This window comes from Flavobacterium fructosi, from assembly GCF_042787335.1.
Classification (GTDB): Bacteria; Bacteroidota; Bacteroidia; order Flavobacteriales; family Flavobacteriaceae; genus Flavobacterium; species Flavobacterium fructosi.
Genome location: NZ_JBHZQA010000003.1, coordinates 173,052 through 199,448, shown reverse-complemented (window position 1 = coordinate 199,448; position 26,397 = coordinate 173,052). Strand labels below are relative to the sequence as shown.

Here is a 26,397-nt window from a genome sequence, read left to right as displayed (position 1 = left end):
TTAAAAAATTCCAAAAACTGTTTCAAAAGCTTCGTTAAATATTTCCCATTAATGGATTTTATTTGTGCTATTGAAACAGTTTTTTATTGTGATTTAATTAGTCAATCCAAGATTTAAAATCGGATACTTTCTCTCTACTTACGATTACCTCATCCGCTTTAAAAGAAGGTAAAATTAACTTCAGACGAGAGTTACTATAGAGGATAATTTCTTTGATTGCTTTGAGCGGAATTATAAATTTTCTACTCACTCGGAAAAAATCTTTTGGATCTAATTCCTGTTCCAAAACTTCCAAAGTATTTTCGATTAAATAATTTCTGTTATCGAAAGTGTGAATGTACGTTCCTTTATTTTCACTAAAAAAACATTCAATTTCATCGACAGAGATCACTTTCAAATGTTGTCCTATTTTTACCGTAAAGCGTTTTTTGTAATTTTTTTCAAAAGGGTTCGTTAGCATTCTTTTGATCTGCTCAAAATCCAATTGTACCGTTTCTTGTTTTGGTAATCGCGCTTTAAACTTAAAAACTGCCACTTCCAAATCATCCTCATCAATGGGTTTCAAAAGATAATCTATGCTGTTTAATTTGAATGCGCGTAACGCATACTCATCATAAGCCGTTGTAAAAATTATGGCACTTTTGATGGCTACTTTTTCAAAGATTTCAAACGACAATCCATCTGATAATTGAATGTCTAAAAAGATCAAATCCGGGTGCTCATTTTTAGAAAACCACTCGATAGATTCTTCCACGGAATGAAGCATCACTCCTACTTCTATATTTAGCTTCTCAAGTTTTCTATGAAGCAATCTCGCAGCTGGTTTTTCGTCTTCAATTATTATTGTTGTCATCATTTATAATTAAGGTTTCATAAAGGGAATCGTTTTATTTTGTTTTTACTAATCAAATACATGCTCCTCCAATGATTTCCACTTTTGTTGCATATTTATTTTTGGCTCACGGCAAAGATATACTGGAATATTATTTTCTTCTTCGATTGCATATTTGTGTTTTATGATTTTCACTAATTTGCATTCACTATAAGCGCTTTCTACAATTACTTTTTCATTACCAATACTTATACAAACTTCTCCTCTTGTAGTTCCAGTTCCCCAAAGCCAAAAACTTCCATTACTACAAATTGGATTTGGCAATAAATACTTTTTTCCTATGATTTCTATTGCTCCAGCTTCACCATAATTTTTAGCCCAAATAATGCAGTTTTCTTTGTCTTTTACTGGCAATGAACGATATAAACTATCAGCTAATTTCACTTGTTCTTCCCAACCAAACATATCAGCATAATCATCTGTAAGTTGAATGCGCCCATTTTTTTGCAATTTTAAATAAGCATAACTAATATAGGTTTCAATTGGCAAAACAGCAATTGAATGAGGCAAAAAAGGAATTATTGGAAGAAACACAACGCAGGCGACTGCATAATTCCATCTTGGTTTATTTTGCAATAATTTTTCAATTTTCACAGCTCCAGCGGCAAATAATATTGGGTAAATCGCAAAGAAATAATACGCCTTAGACTGCATGATCCACATGCTGGCAAATATCACCAAAGCGGATATTCCAAACGTTTTATACTTTTTCAAATCCTTGTCAAAAAAGTAGGCAAATAGCCCGATTAAGCTAATTGTTAATGTGAAAGGATGTTTCAACTGCTCTATTGCAAAATCAAAAGGACCATTCTCATCCAGCTGACTTTCTTTTAACTTTTGCAAATGTAGTAAGACTGGAAAATGATGATTAAATTGCCAAATCAAATTTGGCAAAACAATTAAAAACATGACTAATCCTGCAATATAAAGCCACTTATTCTTGAATAGCTTCCCTTTTTCATAAAACAATAAACCAACAACAACTCCTAATCCCCAAACTACTATAGTGTACTTGTTCATTAAACCAAAACCAGCAGAAACTCCAAGTAAAACAAGAAATTTTACGTTTTTAGTGTTAAAATATTTAATCAAAAAATAAAACCCAAGTGTCCAAAAAAACTGATCGAAAGCTACAGGCTGGAACAACATATGATTGCGATAAAAAGGGACAAATGCCAATACTGAAACTCCAGCCAACAGAATTGCTTTTATTTTTCCGCCCAATTCTTTGGCAATCAAACAACAAAGCGCAAGAATTGCAACTCCGGCTAAAGTAGAGAAAAACCGAACACCTGATATCGAATATCCAAAAATAAAATGGGCAATTTTACCAACAAAAGCTATAAAAGGCGGAAATTCAAAATACCCCCAATCTAAATGCTCACTAACAGACACATGCAATAATTCATCGCGATGAAATCCATAATTGCGATTCCCGACAAAATGAATACAAAGTTTAATAAAGGCTAAAATGAGTATAGTTGGTAAATATTTTTTCAAGGTTGAGTGTTTAAAGTTTAAATTTTAAAGCAATATGAGAGTAAACTGAGACGGAGTTTTCACTCCCATTTCTCGCTTTTCTCCTTCTCCAAAAACTTTTTAATCTTGCGATCTTCCCAGCTTTTTCCAAAAATCCAATTTGGAATAAAAGTCGAAAGTGCATGGGACAACAATCCGATTCCCCAAAAGAATGCGGTGGTAAAACTCCTCCACTGAAAAAAACTTTCTCCAGCTTCTAAATCCTGATAATTGATTATCAAAATCATAATATTCACTACCAAATAGATTGTTAGATGGGTATAAAAACTTTTTATTTTTTTCACACGTATCAAAGCTTCCTGATACTCCACTTCTTCTGTTGAATTTGTTTCCATAATCTCAGTAGTTTTTATTTTTTTCATTTTCCATCAATTCATTAATCTTTTTTTCTTCCCAATTCGATCCTAAAAAAGGCATGTAATTAAAAACCTTCATCGCGTGGAAAGCCAAACCAATTCCCCACCAAAATAATGGCCAAAAAAACCATAAATATTCTGGAGATGTGCTCAAATTTATAATTGCTAAAGAAACAATTACAATAAAATAAGCCGTTAAATTTCTATAAAACCCCTTTATTTTTTCTACTTGCTTTTTAGCCTGAAGATATTTTTCTGAGTCATTCTTATTTGTTTCCATATTTATATTTTGAAAAAAATTAAAATTTTAATTCCATTTATTATTAGACCTGCCTTTGTTTAAAATCTCATTAATTTTGCGTTCCTCCCATGATTTTCCATATCCAAAAATTTCTAGACCATGAAATGTAAGTCCCATTCCCCAACCTAATAACGGAAACCAAAACCATTGGAAATTAGAACCGTAACTTAAATTAATAAAGATTAAAAAAGGAATTACACAGCAATATGAAATTAAATTTCCATAGAATGCCTTGAGCTTTTTGACGTGATCTTTTGCTCTATGGTAAGCGTTATTTTCGTTGTAATAAGTATTAGTTTCCATAACCGAAATTTGTTTGGTTAAAATTGGTATTTTGACCGTGAAGGTTTTTTCATTTTGTTCAATCAATACTTTTCTCTTGGTTATAATTCCGTAGCGATTGATAATATTTTGCAATCCCAAACCTTGACGATCCTGCAAAATTTCTTTCTTTTGAAAGTCGTTTTGAACCGCGAGATAATCCCCTTCAATTGTAATGCGAATATGTAATGGTCTTTGTTCACTTACCACATTATGTTTTACGGTATTCTCCAATAAAAGCTGTAAGGAAAGAGGAACTACTTTGGCTTCAGCATTTAAATTAGAAGTAGGCAGTTCATAAAACAAACTGTTTTCGAAACGCATTTTGAGTAAGTTCATATAGGTTTTGGCGAAAGCCAATTCTTCTTCTACGGAAACTAACTCTTTATCTTTTTGCTCCAATACATACCGATAAATTTTTGATAATGAAGTCGTAAATCGTTGCGCATTGTCTGGGTTTTCTTCAATTAAAGAACTTAAAACGTTTAAGCTATTGAAAAGAAAATGTGGGTCAATTTGATTCTTTAAACTTTCAAACTTTGCCGAAGCCGTTCCAGCAATTATTTTTTGTTGTGTTACTTCTTTTCTCGATGCTTGTTTCCAATTAGCCATGAAACTTCGAGCATGCATGAAAGTAGAAACCCCTAATGAAAGTATAATATAAAATAAATGAACCCAGATCATTCTGTCATTAAAAAACTCATTAGGGTTCATTTTTTGAAAAATCACAAAAGTTATATAATCAATTACTAAAACAACAGGAACCGTATACAACACTGTAGCTATTATTCCGAAATACACCCTCAAATTAGTGTGCTCCAGCCAATCCCATTTCTTATTCAGAAGTGAGTTGATTACACCATTGCCAAAACCAATTCCAAACGAATACAATGAACTTACCCAAAACGTAGTCAGTATTGTTTCGAAATCAAAGCGACCTTGAATTAAAGAAAATACAAATGTAAAAATCAGAGCAATTTTAAGAGAAACAATTGTTCCTTTTTTAAATTCTGTGTAGATATTTATCCTTTGATTTTCCATTTTCAGTTTATATTTTTTCTAGTACATTTTATTTACAGTTCAACAATGCAGCTGTTGCTCTATCTAACCCCCATTTTGGAGAGAAAGGCGTTTCCGGTTTAAAAGTAGCAAAAAGTCCGATTGCTTTTTCAATTTCTAAACATAAAGGTTTCGTGTCAATTCCTGTCCATTTTGCACCTCCAATTTGAAATTCGGCTTTACCAAAAACTACTCTTGGATTTTCTGGCGCAATCGCTTCTGCTTTGGCATACATTTCCATTGTTTTTCCAGACAATTTCATTCCGTTTGTCATCGGATCAAAAACAATCCAAGCCGTATTAATCATGGCTTGCATTACATATAATTCAGCATTGTTTTGATCTTTTATCATTTCAATGTCTAATGCATTTTGCGCTTTTGTAAGCAACAAATTCATTTTGTCTTTATCCTGTGTACCAAAAGCAGTGGTTGTATTTACCAGCGCCACATAATAGTTAGGCAACCAGCTCGTTTTTTCTGCTGCTGCAATTCTTTCGAATAAATCCGAAGCTTCACTATTTTTTCCTTCTTTCCAAAGTCCGAATGCTTTTCCCATTCCTTGTTCAAATTGTCCTTGAGCGGCTAACAAACTACATACAAATAATGCGATTGCTGTGATAACTTTTGTCATGATATTTAATTTTTAGTTGTTGATTAATTGTTTCCCAAATTTACATTGGTGGAACCTTTTTTAAAATTTATACTTACTGAACTGTAGATTTTGATGGATGAATTGTTTTTTGAGTCAAAAGTCATAAAGTCGAGAGTTTATGCAGTTGAAAAAAAACGTTACGAGGCTTTAGATATTTGATTTTAAGACCATTTTTAAAGATTCTTTAGCTGATTTTCTTTTTTATCATTACTAATGGTCCAAAAGAATCCTAGAAAGAAAAACCGATCCGCAATTGGTGTAATTGCTGACCTGTTATAAACTCCAGCTGCATTTGGATTTTTTGCATAATCGTAACCATACACATTTTGGCTTCCTAAAATATTAGAAACGGAGAAATATAAAATTTTTTGTGTCGTCAATAAATAAGCCCAGTTGAAACTTAAACTATTGTATGATTTGGTTTTTCCGTTCATGAATTTCGTTTCATTTGGATTGTTGTAAGGTCTTCCTGAGCTGTATAAATTAGTAAAACCAATTTGTGATTTCCAATCGTTAATCCAATATTTGGTAACAATCGACAAACTGTGATCGGCAACAAAATTAGGAGTGACTTGAGAACTAAAGTTTTTATAATCTCTCTCCGTATCGATATAAGAATACGAAACCCAATATTCTAAATTTTTAAATGATTTCCCATCTCTCCAAAACAAATCCAAACCTTTCGCATAACCAGAACCATTGTTATTAAATACGGAATTATATTGTATGGATGATGTGTCGTATTTTACTAAATTACTGTAGTCTTTGTAATAGGCTTCTGCTCTGAACGTTTTTCCGTTTTTATTATATTGATAATTCAAAATATAATGTGATGCTTTCTCACTTTCAAATTGATGAAACTTAGAATATTTAATGTAATCAACATTTGGCGTTTGCGAAAAATCACCATAAGCCATTGAAAGCTGACTATTTTTAGCCATTTTGTAAGCAAATGAAATTCTGGGAGAAATAGAAGTTTCATTTATTAAATCATTATAAGATACTCTAAATCCAGCTTTTGCAGCAAACTTTTTAGAGAAAAAAATATCAGCCTCTGTGTAAATTGCTCCAATATTTGAATTATAACTGTTTGTGTTTGTTGCACCTAAATTTTCTTTAAAATCCTCATTAAATTTGGTTACAAAATAATCAGCTCCAAAGGATAATTTCATTCTATCTGAAAAACTCTTCTTTAATTTTAATTTTAAATGTGCCGCGTTCTCCTCATTGGCGACGCCATTTAAATCAATCCCAATTTTATTTTTTGCATAACTATAACTTAATCCTGAAGTTATTTGCCAATTAGTACCGAAACCTCCTTTGTACGAAGAATTAAAATAGAAGTTATTGTTAGTGAGATTGACTCTTATCTTTTGAGGTGAATTAATATTTTCCTGATTTACATCAAATTTTGACGAGTCAAAAGCAGTGTATAATTTCAAAATTCCACTATTGAAGTTGTAGCGATATACCATTTCTCCAGACAAAGATTGATAGGGACTATTCCAATCTACATTCTGCTTAATTATAGCTTGATAAGGCGCTAAATTGATGTAAGCCGTATTTACACTCAAGGAGCTTTTTTTCCATTTGTGAGTATTTCCTAAACCCAAACCGACAGTCATCAAGGAAATTTCAGTTTTGTTTTGGTCGGGTTCATCTTGCGTATTCAATAATAAAACACTGGATAAAGCCTCCCCATATTCAGCAGAATAACCCCCTGTGGAGAATGATATTCCACTAAAAAGGAACGGCGAAAACCGACCTCTTGTTGGCAAATTTTGAGCAGAAGCGCCATAAGGTTGTGCAACACGAATACCGTCTACAAAAGTTTGAGTTTCATTAGCCTCGCCCCCACGTACAAATAATCGACCATCTTCACCCACATTTTGTGTTCCAGGCAATGTTTGTAAAGCCGCAATAATATTCCCTGCTGAACCCGCCGTAGTAACAATATCTAACGGTTTCAACACAGAAACTCTGGCTTTATCCCCTGCTTCTAAATTTCCTGCGGTAATAATTACTGTATCCAGCGCATTGATATTGTCTCTTAATTTTATGGTTCTATTTTTAAAATTTGAAACATCAATTACCGTTTTTGAAGTCTCATAAACTAAAAAACTCACCACCAATGTTTGATTAGCAGTTGTAGTAGTTATAAAAGTAAAATCACCCGTTTCATTACTTGAAGTACCATCATAAGTCCCTTCGATAAAAATATTGGCTCCAGATATAGAGTTCCCTTTTTCATCTACTACTTTCCCGGAAACTGTAGTTTGCGAAAAAAGAGCAATTGAAAATAAAAAACTGGCAAAAGTAAAAATAATTTTACGATCGTTATTTCTATAGTTTTTCTTGTATTCGTGAACCATTGGTTTCATAATATTTGATTTTGATGAAACAAATATATTTTACGGATTAAACTAATAAAACAATTATTAACTGAACTGTAGAAATTTTAGGATGAATTGTAATCATCCACAATTTCTTTTATATTTACGCTAACAAGATTCTATTTTATGAAAACAGAAAAAGAAAAAATGATAGAGGGAGAATATTATTTGGCTGGAGATCCTCTTTTACTAAAAGACAGACGAAAATCAAAAAATCTTCTTCACAGATTAAATGTTACCGAGTATAGAATAACAAAGAAAGCTCGAGAAATAATAAAAGAACTCATCCCTAATGCAGGAGCCAATCTATATATTGAACCGCCTTTTTTTTGTGATTATGGATATAATATCTATTGTGGAGAAAATGTGTATTTCAATGTGAATTGTGTTGTTTTAGATTGTGCCAAAGTAACTATTGGCTCCAATGTCTTTTTTGCACCAGGAGTTCAGTTGTATACCGCAACACATCCACTTGATGCTGAACTAAGAAAAACACTGGAAAATGCGCTACCTATAAAGATTGGAGACGATTGTTGGATTGGCGGAAATTCAGTAATTTGCCCCGGAATTACAATAGGAAACGGTTGTGTGATAGGTGCCGGCTCTGTTGTTACAAAAGATATTCCTGAAAACTCATTGGCAGTAGGAAATCCAGCAAAAGTGATTCGGAAACTTAATGAATAAATGCTAATGATGCCACAAATTCTAGCAAAAATCACAAATGTTCCTCTGGAAATTATCAAAGCTATTTTAGAAAAAGACCAAGCGTTTCATGTATCTCCAGAAATGTGTTTAGAACAGCTTTGGCAAAATGCAAATGATGAAAATGAAATGCAGTTCCTTTTTAGAATTGATACATCGACAAAACAAAAATGGTAATCTATAAACTTCATTCAGATTCTTTAGCACAAGATCCAAATGCGAATCTTCCTGAAATGACTTATTTAAAATAAACACAAACAACTATGATTTCTATCAACAAAGTACACCATATAGCTATTATTTGCTCCGATTATCAAAAATCAAAAACGTTTTATACCGATGTTTTGGGCTTAACCATTATTCGGGAAATTTACCGTGAGGAAAGAGAATCCTACAAACTTGATTTGGCTTTAAATGGTATTTACATTATTGAACTTTTCTCCTTTGCAAATCCACCGCAGCGTACGTCAGGACCTGAAGCGACTGGATTACGCCATTTAGCCTTTGAAGTAAATGATATTCATCAAATAATTGCTTTTTTATCTTCAAAAAATATTGAATCAGAAACTATACGCTTAGATCCCACCACAAACAAACGCTTTACTTTTATTGCCGACCCAGACAACCTCCCGATTGAATTTTATGAAAAATAAGAGCTTTTCTATATCATTAAAAAGCATAATTCACAAAGAAATCACAAAAAATGATGATTCTAGGCGGTTTTTAATTTAATTTCAGGATTGTTTCATTAAATTTGCAATACCCTCAAAAACTCCTTTTTTAAATACCATAGTTGTTATTTTATTTGAAAATGAGTTTTACAAAACATCTTATAATGACCAATACTGCCCGAATTAAAAAAAATTACCACTTAATTAAATTTCAAAAATTAGTTATTGTTTCTGTTCTAATTGGTTTTCTTTCTGCATTTTTAGGAATTTCATTAAAAAAAATTACCGAATATTACGAAGAAATATTTTTTCATAAAGCGTCCCTAAATCCTATATTCTTTGTTTTATTTCCAATTTTCGGCCTATCTATTATTTATTTTCTTCGAGAATACCTTTTTAGAAAAAAAGAGAACAAAGGGATTAAAGAAATTTTTGAAAGCACCAATTCCAAATCAAAGAACTTACCCAATTATAAAATTCCATCCCACTTCATCAACGGATTGTTAACGGTAGTTTTTGGAGGATCTACCGGAATTGAAGTTTCAACTGTTGTTGCTTCTGCGACGATTGGTTCCGTTGCTCAAAGAAAACAAAATGTATTTAGACAATACAAAACCGAGCTTATATGTGCTGGCGTAGCGGCAGGAATTACCGCTTTATTCAGCAGTCCGGTAGCTGGAATTCTTTTTGCACTTGAAGTCATTTCGAGAAAAGTAACACGAGCATTTTTAATCAGTACCTTAATTGCTGTTGCGACTGCTTTTGGATTGGTTTTTTTATTAGATGAAAAACCATTATTTACTGTAGCGCTAACAACTTGGCATTTAAAAGCCATACCTTATTTTATACTTTTAGGAATTTTGTCCGGATTAAATTCTGTATATCTCACACGATGCGTATTATTTTTTAAATCTCAATTTTCAAAAATAAGCGTTCATTATTACAAAATTATTTTAGGTTCTGTAATCTTAAGTCTTTCGTTGTTAATATTCCCTCAACTTTATGGTGAAGGTTATCATGCCATCAAAACTATTTTTATTAATTCAGGTGATACACCCATGACATTTTCATTAGCGCTTACCTATATTGGGATTATAATTTTAAAACCTATTGTAACTTCAGCTACTTTGGCTTCGGGAGGCGACGGAGGTGTCTTTGCACCGAGTCTTTTTATAGGTGCATTTTTAGGATTACTTGTTGCATCTACTTTGAATACTTTGTTTAATGCCAATGTAATTCCGATAAATTTTGTAATTATTGGTATGGCTGCCGTTTTAAGTGCTAGTATCCACGCACCATTTACTGCAATTTTTTTAGTTTGCGGATTAACAAATAATTATACTTTATTTCTGCCCATTTTAGTTGTTTGTCTTATTTCAAAATATACCGCTAAAATGACATACCCTTTTACGGTATATACCTATTCTAACAGTTTATCAAAATAATAGATTTTTATGTCGGTTCAAAAAATAAAAAGGAATTATCGCAAAACTAAATACATTCTTTACAAAGAAACGTTAGTTGATTTCAAAGAACATTTTTGGGCTTTTTTAGGATCGTTTATTGGTATAGGTCTAATGGCTTACATGCAATCGAAAACGCTGCTACATTCAGATGTTGTTTTTTTGATTGGGTCTTTTGGCGCTTCCAGTGTTTTGGTTTATGGCGCAATCCAAAGTCCATTAGCACAACCCAGGAATCTTATTGGTGGTCATCTTGTATCGGCTATTGTAGGAGTGACAGTAGCTAAATTTGCGCCCGATATTTTATGGATAAGTGCTCCTCTAGCCGTATCGTTTTCAATTGTTTTGATGCAAGTAACTAAAACACTGCATCCTCCTGGAGGCGCAACTGCATTGATTGCAATAATTGGCTCCCCTAAAATTACAAATCTTGGCTATTGGTATGTATTGTATCCTGTTCTAACTGGTGTGATTATTCTACTGATTGTGGCTTTAATTTTCAATAACATGACCGCGAACAGAAGCTATCCAAATCATAAAAAGTATCACATTATTAGAAAACGAATTACTAATAAATTCAAAAACAGCTTATCCTAATTTATAAAAAGCATTGCTATTTTAGAAATTATTACGATCAACTGCTTACACAGATATAGAACCATACGCAAAAATCTTATCAACAAATCTGAAATCTGAAATCTAAAATCTAAAATTAAATTTTACCTTTGACCTTTCAACAAAAATAAAGATTATGGTTTATAAATTTAGAGTAATTCTAGACGCAGAAGATGATGTTTTTAGAGACATTGCAATACTTGAAGACGATACTTTAGAAGATTTACACAATGCTATCTTTAATTCCTTTGGTTTTGACGGAATGGAAGTCGCTTCGTTCTATACTTGCGATGAAACATGGAATCAGGAAGATGAAATTTCGCTTTTTGATACGGGAGATATCCCTGGTGAACAAAAAGTAATGAGTGATTATCCATTGTCTGATATATTGGATAAGGAAAACACAAAAATCATCTACGTTTACGATTTTATCAATATGTGGACTTTCCTAGTAGAACTTGCAGCTGTCGAAGATCAAGTAATTGGAAATTTATATCCCGAAACAATTTTTTCTCATGGTGAAATGCCTGATGAAGCGATGGAGAAAAATTTCGAAGCTGATAACGCAGATGACTATAATGATGAATTTGAAGATGGACTGGACGAAGATGATTTAGACATGTTTGAAGGAGATGATAGTTTTGAAGACTACGGGTTTGAGGAGAATTGGAATTAAATAACAAAGCGATTAAGCATCAGGAGCCAAGATGAAAGACTAAAAAATTGTCATTTATCGTGGTACTCTCATCTAAAATAAAAAAATAGAGAATATGATCAATCTGTATAATACGCATATCGAAAACTTATCGATCCACAGAGTTGGAAATAAAAGTAGAAACGAAGCCATTTTTTTATCAGAGCAGCCCTTTAATTTAAATGATGAAATTGTTCCCTTGATGAAGGAATTTTTCTTTAAACCTTTTAGAGAAAAAGAAGAAAACTATTTTCAGTTTGCGCATGAAATCGATTTGGATTATAATGATATGTTCAAATTTGCATCGGAAGTTTTTGGGAATCCATCTGCTATTCACGAAACTTCAAAAAAAATAACGCAGCATTTATTTGAGCAATCCAATCACCCGCACATCAAGAATGGAGAAGTCTATGTTACGTATTTAACAAACGTAAGTATTGACAATAATGTAGTGGATGCTATTGGAATCTTCAAAAGTGAAATACAAGCGGACTTTTTACAATTTGAAGAAAAAGCCACACACTTGGAAATGATTTTACAACAAGGTGTAAGTTTAAACAAGTTAGATAAAGGTTGCATTATTTTTAATTATAAAAAAGAAGAAGGCTACAAAATACTGACTGTTGACAGTAACCGATATGATGCGCGCTACTGGCTAGAGCATTTCCTATCTGTAGATGCTTTTGAGGACGAAAATTTCATCACAAAGAAATATTTGAAATTTTGCCAGAACTTTGCCAAAGACGTTGTTTTTCCAGCCGAAGACAAGAAAGAAGAAGTGATGTTTATGAACCGTTCCGTGAATTATTTTGCGAAAAATGATCAATTTGAAGAAACTAATTTTTTAAATGAAGTTTTAGACAATCCAGATTTGATTCCAGAATTCAAAAACTATAAAATAGATAAAGGAGAAAAATACAGTATAGAAGATGTAACCTCATTTCCGATTGCTAATGCAGCGGTTTCTGACGCAAGAAAATCAATCAAAAATGTAATCAATTTAGATACGCATATTCAAATAAAAATGGATTTTATCAATCCTGAAAGTGCTGAAAAATATGTAGAAAAAGGGTGGGATGAAGAAAAACAAATGTACTATTATTTAGTATATTTTAACAAAGAAGAGAAGAGCTAGTAAATAGTGCTGTTAAAGAAATAACTATGCAATCCTCTATTACGAAAGTAGTTGAGGATTTTTTTTGATTTCACATTATAAAAAAATATTGTTTTGTAAGATTTATTATGTTTTATTTGAAACATGACGCCTTTAATCGATTTTATTCATTGTTTAAACAGTTATTGATTGCATTTAACTTACCTAAATCTTAGTATTATTATTACAACTGAATTCAAAAAAAAAATCATGAAAGAAATTTTGTGTTTATTGCTCGGATATAAATTTATACTAGCTAGAGCAGACCACTTCAAAGAATATAAATGTACGGTCTGTCAAATCGAATTAACCAACGATGAAAATGTCCATAAAACATTTCTCACTTCAGAATTAAAAGAAATAAACGAAACCCTGTTCGGTTTTAATAATAAAAAGATTCATCTGGTTTAATTTTTTCAAATAGAGATTTTAAAAATTAAAGTCTGCGTACTCCAATACCTTCCTAAACGCTACAAAGATGCTCATGCTATTATTAATCCAATCTATTATCATTTTTAAACAAAAAATAAAAAAAAGGGTTAACACCAATTAGCTCAAATATTATTTTGAACTATTTTGTTAAAATCCAGTATTAAATAAGTTGGTGTTTTTAAAGTTTCTGGTTATAAATTCAAATGCAGCACTCATCACATTTCCCATAGACCTTGCTTTTTTAAAATTCAAATCATTGGTATAATTATACAATTCCAATTTCAGCTGATTCAAATGTTCCTCAGTCGAAATAACATCTGACCCCATGATTTGCAATAATCTTTTGATCCGATTTTCGGCAGAATGTATTCTTTTGGCTAAAACAGCCCGTTCTTCATCTTTATACTGCTCAATCGAACTGTGTTGAAGTTTCTCTTTTACTAATTTTACCATTGGATAATTCTCTTTAAAAAACTGCGGGCGATAGACCTTAAAATTCCCTTCAAAGCATTGTTGGTCAAAATCAATAGCACGAATTCTATATACAACCTGATCAAAATCGTGAATTGGAATAATGACATAATTATAAGAACGCATATCTCCTAATAAACGTATCATACACCGTTCATTGAACTTAACAAATTCTTTGGCGATTTGTGATTTTTCTGTTTCAGTACAGTCTGCGAGTAGCGTTTTTATGAACACATCTCCGGCAATTCCCATAATATGTTCTTCAATCAAAGTATCTTTATAAACCAAAAAATTTATCTTATCCGGTGACAAGATATGCTCCAACTCCAAGCCGTAAACACGAGAAGCATCTGCTCGCTTAATATAAAAATGCGTGTAATTATCATTTAAAATATTTCTAACTTTTATTCTAAAAGGCTTTGAATTTCCAAAAGTGCAATAGTCGATCGAATCCACATTCAAAAACTTAATAATCCCTAAATTTCCATCAGAATGCAACAATGAATAGATTTTCATTAACGTCAAATCAATTTCATTTCTTTCAAATTCAGTGTAATACACCCTTACCCATAAAGTATCCATATCGTGTTTATCATACACATTTATCGAACCTGAAAAACGCAACAAATCATCGTAGAAAATGGGTACTTTGGAAATACGGTCAAATCGTTCCAAGTAATCCAAGAGAGAATTATTAATGGGATATGTAGGTTTTTTTAGAAGCATTAGTGGCTCACTGCTCATTTGAAAGGTAATTTAACGCTAAATTACAATAAATTATGTTGTTGAAGGTTTTTCCTTTTTAAATATATAATTATAAACTACTGGCCTACTAAAAACATAAAAATTTGGTAGTTATTATTATCCGTTTCATTTTATAATTCCAAAATATTTTATCGAAAAGCACTAAATACGACTAAAAATTCCATGAAAATAGCAACTGCTTCATAATTATACAAAAATTAATTTTTTTATTTTTATATCCTTAGTATAAAAACATAAATTAGAAAAAAAAGCCAGTTGAATCTAATTTAATAAAAAATAATTATGGTTCGCCTGTTTTTTTTTTTTTAAAGGGCAATAATAAGATATAAACTTTATATTTGATTGTCCCCATGATTATTAAAACATTTAAACTCTGATGATGGAAGAAAAGCTTGAACTTTATTTCAAGGCTGCGCAATCAGCTAAAATTGGAATTTGGAAAATGAATTTGACAACCCTTGATGAATCTTGGGACGCTGTTATAAAGTGTATTCTTGAAGTCCCTGAAAATTTCAAACCTGTAAATGGAAACGGAATTAATTTTTACACGGAGGGTAAGAATAGAAATCGAATAAAAATCTTAATTGAAAGAGCAATCAGTGAAGGTATTTCATTTGATGAAAAATTTCAGATTACTACCGCCAAAAATAACATTAAGTATATCGAATGTATCTGTCAGGTAGAAATTATTGACGGAAAACCAATGAATCTGTTGGGTACATTTCAAGACATTACAAATGAGCAAAATTTAATAAATGAGTTACAATTAAGTGTTGAAAAATTTTCTTCAATTTTTTCCAGTGCTAACGATGCCATTTTTATTATTGACACTTCAAATGGACTTATTAGCGATTGTAATCCCAGATCATTGGAACTCACCGGATACGATAGGTATGAAGTAGTTGGCTTACATAATTCTAAATTATTTCCAAAAGAATTTAGAAAAAAAGCCGGTTTATTTCTAAAATATAATTTACCCAAAAATACATACACCGTAGTTGAAACGTACATAAAAACTAAATCTGGTAAATTCATTCCCGTAGAGATAGCCTCCGGCAAAAAATTTAAAGTGGAGAATATCACTTATTTAGTTTGTTTTATTAGAGATATTAGTGAAAGAAAAAATGTTGAAAATAAATTGAATTTACTTTCACTTGCTGCATCTGAAACGACAGATACCATTGTGATTGTTAATAAAGAAGGAACTGCAGTCTGGGCAAATCAAGCCTATTTAGACCTTACCGGTTTTAATATGGAAGAAATAATAGGTCAAAAACCAGGCAATTTATCCAAAGGTCCTGAAACTGATGTGCAGACAACATTATTAATAAAAAAAGCGATCAAGAATAAAGAAAGTATTAAAATCACAATACTCAATTATACTAAGAATAAAGAAAAATACTGGTTTGAACTCAACATCACTACAGTCTTTGATAGCCAAAATAACTTTATCAATTTCATTGGTGTAGGACGAAATGTAACCTCAAGAATTGAAAAAGAATTAGAATTAAAAAGACTTTTAGAAGTTACAAGCAATCAAAATAGTAAATTATTTAATTTTACGCACATCGTGTCCCACAACATTCGTTCGCATACCAGCAACCTCTCCATGATTGTAGATGTTATAGAAAATACTGATAGCGTTGATGATAAACTTTCTTATTTTGATTTGTTCAAGGAAGGAACCGAAAAATTATCTGAATCAATAGAGTATCTGAATGAGATTATTTGCGTTCAGCAAAAGACAAATATTGAAAAAACGAAAATTTTTTTAAAAAACGAAATTGAGAAAACTAAAATGGCATTGAGTTTAGTTATAAAAGAAAGTGAAATAACAATAACGGACACCATACCAAAAGATTTGACTGTTACTGCTATTCCCGCCTACCTAGATAGCATATTACTAAATTTATTTACAAATGCAATAAAATACAAATCTTTAGAACGCAATTCAACCCTAGAAATAGGTTATGAAATTATTAAAGATTACCTTGTCATAAACTTCAAAGACAATGGTTTAGGGTTAAATTTAGAAAAAAATGGTCATAAAATTTTTGGAATGTATAAAACGTTTCATGATAACGAAGATGCTAAAGGAATTGGGCTGTTTATAACCAAAAATCAATTGGAAGCCATGAATGGTAAAATTGAAGTAGAAAGTAAGGAAGGTGAAGGCAGTAATTTTAAAATTTATTTATATGAAAAATAAATTAACATACATCATTGACGATGACAAATTAACCATAAAACTAATGAGTATCCTTATTTCTAAAAATGATTTTTGTGAAGAAATAGAATCGTTTTACAACGCAAAAGATGCCATTAGTAAATTAAAACAAAATGCGGCAGACAATGGGATTCTGCCTGACGCAATTTTACTGGATCTCAATATGCCAGTCATGGATGGATGGCAGTTTTTAGACGAATTTATTTCTTTACCAATAACAAAAGAAATTCATATTTTTATTATGACTTCTTCAATTGACCCCGCAGATATTGAAATGGCCACTAAATATAAAGTAGTTAAAAAGTATATAATGAAACCTATAACAACCCAAAAATTAGATGATTTATGCAAATTAATCGGTGATTTAAACTAATTCTATTAAGGTAGTAACAAATGGCTTCCTTAATAGTCCTATATGAAAATATAAAAAGATAAAACCATTGGAAACGATACTTTCGATCAAAAATCTCAATAAACGTTATGGCTCACTTCAAGCCCTGAAAAATGTTACTTTCAATATACACAAGGGCAATGTCTACGGAATTCTAGGTCCTAACGGAAGTGGAAAATCGACAACCTTAGGAATTATATTAAATGTAGTCAATAAAACCTCTGGCGAATACAGCTGGTTTGATGGTACAATGCAAACTCATGAAGCACTTAAAAAAGTAGGGGCAATTATAGAAAGACCCAATTTTTATCCTTACATGACTGCGAAAGAAAATCTAGAATTAGTCTGCAAAATTAAAAGTATAAATTACGCTAAAGTAAACGAAAAGCTCGAATTAGTAGGTCTAGTAGATAGGCAAGATAGTAAATTCAGCACTTTTTCTCTTGGAATGAAACAACGATTAGCGATTGCTTCTGCCCTGCTCAACGATCCAGAAATTTTAATTCTTGACGAACCCACAAATGGTTTAGATCCGCAAGGTATTCATCAAATCCGTGATATCATCAAGCACATCGCTGCTCAAGGAACTACCATTTTATTGGCTTCTCATTTATTAGACGAAGTAGAAAAAGTGTGTACACATGCTTTAGTTTTAAGAAAAGGAGAAGTATTATATTCCGGATTGGTTGATGGAATGTCAGCAAACCAGGGATTCTTTGAGTTGCAAGCTGATGACACTGAAAATCTGATATCCGTTTTAAAAACCCATCCAGCGGTAAAAAATAGTGTAAATGAAGAAGGAAAAGTATTGGTTTATTTAAAAGATAAATTGGAGCCAAGGGAATTGAATCAATTTCTATTTGAAAATAATATTGTTCTCGGTCATTTAGTGAAACGCAAAAATAGTTTGGAAGAACAATTTTTGGAATTAACTAAAAACAAATAACTGTTTCAATAAAAATCTACATTTATAAATCCTATCTCCAAAATACCAATTATAAAATGAAACGACTTCTCTCAATAGAATTACAAAAAATATGGAAAAATAAAGCCAGCCGTGTTTTGACTTTAACTTATTTTATTCTCTTAACTTTTATTGCATTAATTGCTTCAATAAAGTTTGATCTGGGCGTTTTTAAACTTCATCTTGCTGAAATGGGAATTTTTAATTTTCCTTTTATTTGGCATTTCAACACTTATATTGCCGCAATATTAAAATTATTTCTGGCTATTGTTATTGTTTCCATGATGGCTAATGAATACAGTTATGGTACTTTGAAACAAAATTTAATTGATGGAATGAGTAAAAAGGAGTTTATTCAATCTAAATTTTTGACAATTTTTTTATTTGCATTTGTATCGACTGTGTTTATTTTCATCTTGTCTTTAATTTTAGGGTTTAGCTTTTCTTCTTACACAGAAATTGGAATTGTTTTCTCAGATTTAGACTATCTAGTGGCTTATTTCATAAAATTAATTGGCTTTTTCTCGCTCTGTTTATTTTTAGGAATATTAGTAAAACGATCCGCATTTGCTCTTGGATTTCTATTAGTTTGGAATATCATTGAGGGAATTTTAAAAGGAATTTTGACTTTTAAAATTTTCCCTGATAGTAAAATAGCCGCCTATATTACACAATTTTTTCCTTTGGAATCAATGTCGAATTTGATTGTAGAACCATTCTCCAGACTATCTGTCGTAAAATCTATCGGAACACAAATAGGTATAGAAAACACTAAGGATTATGGCGTACACTTTTCATCTATCGTAATTGTTTTGTCTTGGACCTTGATTTTCAATTTATTATCTTACCGATTATTAAAAAACAGAGATTTGTAGTATCTTTATATAGCTATGAATTGTATAAAAAAAATCTTATTATATATTTTCATCTTTTGCTCTACTTCTATTGCAACGGCACAATCTATATTGGTAAACGATTCCTATACAGCCCAGCAACTTGTTGAAAATATCCTAGTAAATAATAGTTCCTGTGCTTCTGTTTCTAATCCGATTGCAACAGGAGATACTTTCACTCCTCCTAACAAAAGTTACGCCTATTTTAACAATCAGGGAGGAACTTTTCCTTTTGCCGAAGGTGTACTATTAAGCACATGGAGCAGTATTTATTCCGAAGGACCTTTTGTTGCAAATGTTGATGCTCCCGATAGTTATAAATGGTTAGGAGATTCAGATTTAGATACTATTTTAGGGAAATCTACTCTAAACGCAACGGTTTTAGAATTTGATTTTACGCCTTTAACCAATTTTTTAAGTTTTGATTATATATTTGCTTCCAATGAATACCAAAGTTTTTTCCCTTGTACCTATTCAGATGCTTTTGCTTTTTTAATAAAAGAATCAGGGAGCATAGCCCCTTATCAAAACCTGGCTGTGATTCCAAACACCACAATTCCTGTTTCATCTACAAATTTGCATCCCCTAATTCCTGCTGTGATTCCCGCTCCTGCTTTTGGAATAAATGGTTGTCCTGCAATAAACGATGCGTTTTTTGGAGCATTTAATACCTCTTCAAGTCCAGTCAACTATGCAGGACAAACTATTGTACTGACTGCTGAAACGACTGTAATTCCTAATAAAACGTACCACATAAAACTAGTAATTGCAGATAATGGATCTACAACATTTAACTCCGCTGTTTTTTTAAAAGCAGGAAGTTTCACTTCCAAAATAAATTTAGGTTCAAATCGACTATTTCCAAATAATCCTATTTGTTATGGCGAAAATTTTACCATAGATACTAAACTATCGCCAGCATATTCTTATAAATGGTATAGAAATGGTGCCTTAACTCCAATCCTCGGAGCAATAACTCCTTCTCTTAAAGTTACAGATACTGGCACTTATAAGGTTGAAGTTGAATTAGGCAGTCCGAATTGTATCGCTACTGGTGAAATAAAAATTGAATTTACACCGCAAATTATTTTAAACACCACGACTTTGGTTCAATGTGACGACAATAATGATGGTACTACCATTTATGATTTGAACAGAGTTGATAATTTGGTGAAAAATAATGATATCAGTTTAAGCGCCGTTGTTTACTATGAATCATTACTTGAAGCACAAGAACAAAGTAATCCAATTACAAATCCTTCAACTTATAGGAACAAAACACCAAACCAAATTCTTTTTGCCAGAGTCACAAATTCATTTGGGTGCGCAAATTATGCAGAAGTTAAACTGTTGATTTCAAACAAAAGCATTGCACCACAAAATCCAATTAATATCTGTGACGAAGATGGCGTTCAAGATGGTTTGTATCATTTTGATTTGAATGCGCAAGTCACACCGCAAGTTTTGAGTGGATTACCTGCCGGATTACAAGTAGAATATTATTTGAATACAACTGATGCTATTTCTCAAAAAAATTCCTTACCAAATATTTTCAATAACACGATTGCAAACCAACAAACCATTTATGCGCGAATCGTAAATGGTTCTGATTGTTATGCAATTACTCCAGAAACACTGATAGTTAATACCTTTAGTCCACCAAATTTTAAAGATGAAACAACTTCTTTGTGTAATGGTGCTTCCATAAACTTAACAGTCAATGCTGGTTTTTCTAGTTATTTATGGAATACCGGAGAAACTTCAAATACGATTATCGTTACGGTACCAGGAAATTATTCTGTAAAAGTCACCAATACAAATGGATGTACTGCGACAAAAAAATATAATGTTTCAGCATCTGGAATCGCAACAATTACAGATGCAATAGTGACTGATTTTGCAGGAAACGGAAATTCAGTTTTGGTCGAATATTCTGGGGTCGGAAATTATGAATTTTCACTCGACGGCTCTTTATTTCAAGACAATCCTTTATTTACGCAAGTAGCTGCGGGAGAATATTTAGTGTATGCTCGAGATAAAAAAGGGTGCGGATTATCGATTCCTTTTAAAATATATGTATTGGATTATCCCCGTTATTTTACTCCAAATGGAGATGGATATAATGATTTTTGGGAAATTAAAAATCTGGAACTTTTGCCAAAATCCACGATAACCATCTTTGATCGATACGGTAAATTATTGAAACAGTTCGCTTCGACCAGCTCTGGTTGGAACGGAACATTAAATGGATATTTATTACCATCTGATGATTATTGGTTTAACATAACTTTTGATGACAATAAAATCATAAAAGGTCATTTTTCACTAAAAAGATAATAGTTATTTTCCTATTTTTAGTCCATGAAAAAAACTTTACTTATTTTATTTATTTTTTTATCAATAAGTTGCTTTGCCCAATTTAGTAAAACGCATTATATACCCCCACTAACTTCAGGAACTTCAAGTGCAGTTGCTCCGCAAGATCATTATTTATACATTTCTACCCCTAGCCTACTAGATGTCAAAGTAAAAGTAATTGAAATTGGAAAAAATGTATATACACGTTCAATAAACAAAAATAACCCGTGGATTTACTCCATTGGATCAGGCAATGACACGCAAATTTTCACACCAAATACAACTATCGGAAAATTAAATAACAAAGGTTATATTGTAGAAGCAGAGGATTTAATTTACACCAGCTTACGAACAAATGCCGGATCGTATGCTCAAGCTGGAGGATTAGTTTCCAAGGGGAATAGTGCTTTGGGGAAAGAATTTAGAATTGGAGCCATGTTAAACAAATATAACACTACCGGCTTAATGAATTTTGCATCAATTTTAGCTGTTGAAAATGGTACCAATATAACGATATCGAATATTCCTAATGGTACAGTTTTAACCGACGGAACACAGTTTACAGGACCATTATCATTTACCTTGAATAAAAATGAAAGTTACGTTTTAGCCATGGAAAATAACGGTTCAAACTTTAACAGTACTAACATTATCGGTAGTTTAATAAATTCTGATAAAGATATCGTTGTAAACGCGGGTTCATTTGGTGGTTCTAATTATGAAGGACCAATTACTGACAATTCCCGGGGAAGAGATGTTGGTTTCGATCAAATTGTTTCTTTTGAAAAAACGGGAAAAGAATATATTTTTATAAAAGGATTAGGTACTGATGTTTTAGAACGTGTCTTGTTAATTGCACATAAAGACAATACTAAAATTTACGTTAATGGAAATCTTACGCCAGTTATTAAAAATGCCGGGGAATATTTAATCCTTGACGGCAGTGATTACAGTAATAATAATTTATATGTTACTAGTTCCGAAAATATTTTTGCCTACCAGAGCATAGGCGGCACGGTTTCACCAGCAAACCAAAATCTATTTTTTGTGCCACCCATAAATTGTTCTACACCTACTATAGTTGACAATATTCCTTTTATAGATTCAATAGGAAGCACCGCTTTCTACGGAAGTATCAATGTTGTGACTGAAACTGGTGCTACTGTTTTAATCAATGATGCCCCAATCCAATCCAGTCCAATAACTATAAATGCAAACCCTGGTTTTGTTTATTATTCTGTCAGTGGATTGTCTGGGAATGTAAGTGTAAAGTCTACAACACAGGTTTATGTTTCCTATTTGGGCACAAATGGTTTTGCAACTTATGGAGGGTATTATTCTGGTTTCGATTTAAAACCAGAAATCATTTCAGATAAACTTACGGCAGCCACTACAGCGTGTATTCCAAATGTAATTTTAAAAATAAATGAATTAACCTCTTATGACACTTTTCAATGGTTTTTTAATGAAGTAGCTATCCCAGGAGCGACTACTAATAAATATACTCCTTCCCAACCTGGATATTACCAAGTAAGAGGAAGTATTTTGAACTGTGGTTCTACTGTTTTCTCAGACAAAATACCGGTAAGTAAATGTCCCCATGATTCTGACAATGATGGCACCAATAACAACATTGACATTGATTTAGATAACGATGGAATAACTAACCAATCTGAAGTATTTATTTCATTAATTAACCAATCTAACCCCCTTTTAGGCACAGAATATAATGGTGTAATAAGCGGTTCCGGCACAATTACGGGGAAATCTTTATATGGATTTGTATCTGAAGTACCCGCAGGTAAAGCCAAAACAGTACGTTATACCATAAATTTAAACCAACCGGAATCTTTAATATTTAGTTACATCAGTCAAAATAATGCCAATCAAACGACACTTGTTACTGATTATATGAATAGTGAGGGAGATTTCATAGTACGTGTGCCAACTGACAAGACCATCACGGTTACTGATCCTACTGGACAATTATTGATCGACACCAATTATGATGGAATTTATGAAAGTGGCGTAAAGCAATTTTCATCGTTTGAAATCCGTTTCAGACTCAATACCACAACTCCATTAATTCCAGGAACTGGTTCATTCCATTTTCAAACCTATTTAACAAATTCACTTACTTTTTCTCACAGCAATTTATCTGACTTAAATAACAACAAAGCAACATTTGCTATTGAACATATCCAAACATTTGATTCCGATTCTGATGGCATTCCGGATTTATTAGACATTGACAGCGATAATGATGGAATTCCTGATACTGTTGAAGCACAAGGAAAAGGTTTTAAAGTTTTTTCTGGAATTGATTCCGATAAAAATGGATTAGACAATGTTTTTGAACCTGGCCTAATTAGAATTAATACCGACAACGACATTTTCAATACTTTTCCTGTTGTATATGACCAGCTCGATTTAGACAGTGACAATGATGGCATTTATGACTTGGTCGAATCAGGAAGCAATGCAATTGATTCCAACAAAGATGGAGTTATAGATGGGTTAGCAGCTTCTTTTGGTATAAATGGCTTGTTTGACGCACTTGAAACGAGTCCAGATAGCGGTAAATTAAATTACATCGTTACTGATACTGACTCCGATGGAAATTTTAACTACATAGATTTGGACAGCGACAATGATCTTTGCAATGACGTCACAGAAGCTGGATTTACAGACCCTAATTTTGATGGATTATTGGGAAACAATCCAATTACAATCAATACAAATGGTATCGTAAAAAGCGGTTCAAATGGTTACACAGTGCCCAATTCAAACTATATCACCGCAGGTCTTATCATTATTACATCACAACCACAAAACAAGTCACAATGTGTTTTACAAAATGTTAGTATTACAAATGCGTCAAATGCAGACACATTCCAATGGCAGGTTTCTACCGATGGAATCTTATGGAATAACATTGTAAATAATTCAATCTACTCTAATTCGAATACAAATTCGCTTTTAATTACAAGTGTAAGTGCCTCAATGAATGGTTATCAATATCGTGTAATTTTAAATAAAACAGGCAATTCATGCGGATTAACTTCTTCGTCGGCAACATTAACAACTTTGGCACTGCCTGTAGTAGCCAATTCTATTATCTTAAAACAATGTGATGATGACACAGATGGCATCTCCGATTTTAACTTAACCCAAAAAAATAGTTTTATTTCTACAAACTACTTAAACGAAGTTTTTAGCTATTTCACTACTTTAAATGGAGCAAACACCAATGATCCAACATTAAAAATAGGAACACCTATAGCTTTCAGCAGTGGAAGCGGCGCGGTATGGGCTAGAGTTGAAAATTCAAATGGATGTTTCAGCACCAGTAAAATCAATTTAATCGTTTCAGCAACCCAAATTAATCAAACAACATTTCATAAAAATTTTACGGTTTGCGATGATTATGTAGATACTTTAAATGATGATAGAGACGGAATAGCCACATTTAATTTCAGTAGTGTTACGGCTAATATTCAGGCAATTCTTCCTTCTCCAAGTTCATCATACACCATTAAATATTATAAAAATGAGGCCGATGCTTTAGCAGAAACCAACGAAATCACTAATACAACCACTTATAAAAATGTTGGTTTTCCAAATCAACAGCAAATTTGGGTGAGAGTAGACAGTAACCTAGACAATGCTTGTTTCGGATTGGGTAATTATATTACTTTAAGAGTTGAAAAACTTCCTGTCGCACATGCAATTCCAAGTTATAAAGAGTGTGATGAAATTAGTAATGATGGTCTCTTTACATTTAACACAAGTACTTTACAATCTAATTTGTTAAGTGGACAAACTAATGTAACAGTTACTTATCTTGACCAAAACAACAATCTGTTGCCAAGTCCATTCCCAAATTCGTTTGCAACAAGGTCACAAATCATAAAAGCAAGAGTTACAAATAATACGACTAACACTAATAATGCCATTCCATGTTATGATGAAACGAGCATAACTTTTATTGTAGATAGGCATCCGGTTGCTAATCCAGTTGTGATTCTTCCAGCTTGTGATGATGCTGCACCCAGCGATACTGATGGCTTAAATAAATTTGATACTTCAGCAATACAAAGTACAATTCTTAACGGACAAGTAGGAATGGTAGTCAAATATTACAACAGCAAAGGTAATTCATTGTCCAGTCCATTGCCAAATCCATTTAATACTGCCACTCAAAATGTAAAAGTAACTGTTGAAAATCCATTAAATACAACCTGTACAGAAGAAACTATTATACAATTCATCGTCAATTCGTTTCCCATTATTAACATTAATGCAAATGGTGATGTTGATGAATTAGTTTGCTCCAACCTACCCACTTTTTATGTACAACTCCATGCGGGAGTGCAAAACGGAACACCTCCTAGCAATTATACGTATCAGTGGAAAAAAGACGGAATTAATATTGTCGGACAAACACAGGAAATTTTAAATGTTAATACTGAAGGTAATTATACTGTAGAGGTAAGCACCGTTTCGGGATGTAGCAGAACCCGCACCATAAAAGTTACCGCTTCGGATGTTGCTCATTTAGACAGCATAAAAATCGTAGATTTAACAGATATAAATTCAATTACTGTAAATGTTACCGGACAAGGGCAATACGAATATAGTTTAGACGAAACAGCCGGGCCTTTCCAATTATCTAATTTATTTAATAATGTTCCCGCTGGAATCCATGAGGTTTTCATTAATGACAAAAATGGTTGTGGAATAGTCCGTCAAACTATTGCTGTACTTGGACTTCCCAAATATTTTACTCCCAATGGTGATGGCTATAATGACTATTGGAGTGTAAAAGGTGTGAATTCCAATTTCAATACCAATTCAATTATATTTATATATGACCGTTATGGGAAATTGATAACTAAAATAAACCCCAATAGTGAAGGCTGGGACGGAAATTTGAATGGAAATCCTTTACCCGCTGATGATTACTGGTGCACAGTGAAATTAGAAAGCGGACGAGAAGCGAAAGGACACTTTAGCTTGAAGAGATAACAAGATTAAAAAGTAATCATCGTTTCTGTAAAATTTTTTTTTTCAGATACATATTAA

21 protein-coding genes are annotated in these 26,397 nt (G+C 32.3%); 13 read left to right on the top strand and 8 right to left on the bottom strand.

The features are described 5' to 3' along the window. Positions 1-97 precede the first annotated feature (97 nt). The 7 genes from ACFX5D_RS06155 to ACFX5D_RS06125 form a co-directional block, all read right to left on the bottom strand. Positions 98-853, bottom strand: a complete 756-nt coding sequence (locus tag ACFX5D_RS06155; RefSeq protein ID WP_379857663.1) for a LytR/AlgR family response regulator transcription factor — start codon at positions 851-853, stop codon at positions 98-100. A gap of 48 nt (positions 854-901) precedes the next feature. After that, on the bottom strand, positions 902-2,392 hold the full coding sequence (locus tag ACFX5D_RS06150; protein WP_379857355.1) for an ArnT family glycosyltransferase: 1,491 nt from the start codon (positions 2,390-2,392) through the stop codon (positions 902-904). A gap of 59 nt (positions 2,393-2,451) precedes the next feature. Beyond that, on the bottom strand, positions 2,452-2,793 hold the full coding sequence (locus ACFX5D_RS06145; RefSeq protein WP_379857354.1) for a 2TM domain-containing protein: 342 nt from the start codon (positions 2,791-2,793) through the stop codon (positions 2,452-2,454). After that, positions 2,771-3,067 (bottom strand): 2TM domain-containing protein, encoded by a 297-nt coding sequence (locus ACFX5D_RS06140; protein WP_379857353.1) that lies wholly within the window; start codon positions 3,065-3,067, stop codon positions 2,771-2,773. Before ACFX5D_RS06140 ends, ACFX5D_RS06145 begins: the two co-directional genes overlap by 23 nt. Before the next feature lie 27 nt (positions 3,068-3,094). Further along, positions 3,095-4,450, bottom strand: coding sequence for a histidine kinase (locus ACFX5D_RS06135; RefSeq protein ID WP_379857352.1), 1,356 nt, complete (start codon positions 4,448-4,450; stop codon positions 3,095-3,097). Positions 4,451-4,478: 28 nt separating this feature from the next. Then, entirely contained in the window at positions 4,479-5,099 is a 621-nt protein-coding gene (locus tag ACFX5D_RS06130; protein ID WP_379857351.1) for a hypothetical protein, read from the bottom strand. 194 nt (positions 5,100-5,293) lie between these two features. Beyond that, entirely contained in the window at positions 5,294-7,501 is a 2,208-nt protein-coding gene (locus tag ACFX5D_RS06125; protein WP_379857350.1) for a TonB-dependent receptor, read from the bottom strand. 138 nt (positions 7,502-7,639) lie between these two features. Between ACFX5D_RS06125 and ACFX5D_RS06120 the strand changes: the two genes are divergently transcribed. From ACFX5D_RS06120 to ACFX5D_RS06090, 7 genes are all read left to right on the top strand, one after another. After that, positions 7,640-8,197, top strand: coding sequence for a sugar O-acetyltransferase (locus ACFX5D_RS06120; protein WP_379857349.1), 558 nt, complete (start codon positions 7,640-7,642; stop codon positions 8,195-8,197). A 6-nt stretch (positions 8,198-8,203) separates the two neighbouring features. Further along, positions 8,204-8,392 carry a hypothetical protein gene (locus tag ACFX5D_RS06115; RefSeq protein ID WP_379857348.1) on the top strand — a complete coding sequence of 63 codons (189 nt, stop codon included), beginning with the start codon at positions 8,204-8,206 and terminating at the stop codon, positions 8,390-8,392. An 86-nt stretch (positions 8,393-8,478) separates the two neighbouring features. Next, positions 8,479-8,868: an SMU1112c/YaeR family gloxylase I-like metalloprotein gene (gene gloA2, locus ACFX5D_RS06110; RefSeq protein ID WP_379857347.1), complete on the top strand. Its 390-nt coding sequence runs from the start codon at positions 8,479-8,481 to the stop codon at positions 8,866-8,868. Between the two features lie 158 nt (positions 8,869-9,026). After that, complete coding sequence (locus ACFX5D_RS06105) at positions 9,027-10,331, top strand: chloride channel protein (RefSeq protein ID WP_379857346.1); 1,305 nt, start codon at positions 9,027-9,029, stop codon at positions 10,329-10,331. A gap of 9 nt (positions 10,332-10,340) precedes the next feature. Continuing rightward, positions 10,341-10,946 carry an HPP family protein gene (locus tag ACFX5D_RS06100; protein WP_379857345.1) on the top strand — a complete coding sequence of 202 codons (606 nt, stop codon included), beginning with the start codon at positions 10,341-10,343 and terminating at the stop codon, positions 10,944-10,946. Between the two features lie 154 nt (positions 10,947-11,100). Next, a complete protein-coding gene (locus ACFX5D_RS06095; RefSeq protein ID WP_379850056.1) occupies positions 11,101-11,640 on the top strand; it encodes an IS1096 element passenger TnpR family protein in 540 nt (179 codons plus the stop codon). Between the two features lie 94 nt (positions 11,641-11,734). Then, on the top strand, positions 11,735-12,793 hold the full coding sequence (locus ACFX5D_RS06090; RefSeq protein WP_379857344.1) for a nucleoid-associated protein: 1,059 nt from the start codon (positions 11,735-11,737) through the stop codon (positions 12,791-12,793). A 597-nt stretch (positions 12,794-13,390) separates the two neighbouring features. On the opposite strand, the gene ACFX5D_RS06085 is transcribed toward ACFX5D_RS06090, so the two are convergent. Beyond that, positions 13,391-14,458 (bottom strand): hypothetical protein, encoded by a 1,068-nt coding sequence (locus ACFX5D_RS06085; RefSeq protein ID WP_379857343.1) that lies wholly within the window; start codon positions 14,456-14,458, stop codon positions 13,391-13,393. A 397-nt stretch (positions 14,459-14,855) separates the two neighbouring features. Here ACFX5D_RS06085 and ACFX5D_RS06080 point away from each other — a divergent pair, with 397 nt between their 5' ends. The 6 genes from ACFX5D_RS06080 to ACFX5D_RS06055 all read left to right on the top strand — a co-directional run bounded on the left by ACFX5D_RS06080 (position 14,856) and on the right by ACFX5D_RS06055 (position 26,340). After that, positions 14,856-16,688, top strand: a complete 1,833-nt coding sequence (locus tag ACFX5D_RS06080; RefSeq protein WP_379857342.1) for a PAS domain-containing sensor histidine kinase — start codon at positions 14,856-14,858, stop codon at positions 16,686-16,688. Then, entirely contained in the window at positions 16,678-17,079 is a 402-nt protein-coding gene (locus ACFX5D_RS06075; protein WP_379857341.1) for a response regulator, read from the top strand. The genes ACFX5D_RS06080 and ACFX5D_RS06075 overlap by 11 nt, the downstream gene beginning before the upstream one ends. A 67-nt stretch (positions 17,080-17,146) precedes the next feature. Further along, a complete protein-coding gene (locus ACFX5D_RS06070) occupies positions 17,147-18,043 on the top strand; it encodes an ABC transporter ATP-binding protein (protein WP_379857340.1) in 897 nt (298 codons plus the stop codon). A gap of 56 nt (positions 18,044-18,099) precedes the next feature. Beyond that, complete coding sequence (locus ACFX5D_RS06065) at positions 18,100-18,936, top strand: ABC transporter permease (RefSeq protein ID WP_379857339.1); 837 nt, start codon at positions 18,100-18,102, stop codon at positions 18,934-18,936. Positions 18,937-18,951: 15 nt separating this feature from the next. Next, positions 18,952-21,291 carry a T9SS type B sorting domain-containing protein gene (locus ACFX5D_RS06060; RefSeq protein WP_379857338.1) on the top strand — a complete coding sequence of 780 codons (2,340 nt, stop codon included), beginning with the start codon at positions 18,952-18,954 and terminating at the stop codon, positions 21,289-21,291. Positions 21,292-21,315: 24 nt separating this feature from the next. After that, a complete protein-coding gene (locus ACFX5D_RS06055; protein ID WP_379857337.1) occupies positions 21,316-26,340 on the top strand; it encodes a T9SS type B sorting domain-containing protein in 5,025 nt (1,674 codons plus the stop codon). Positions 26,341-26,397: the final 57 nt, after the last annotated feature.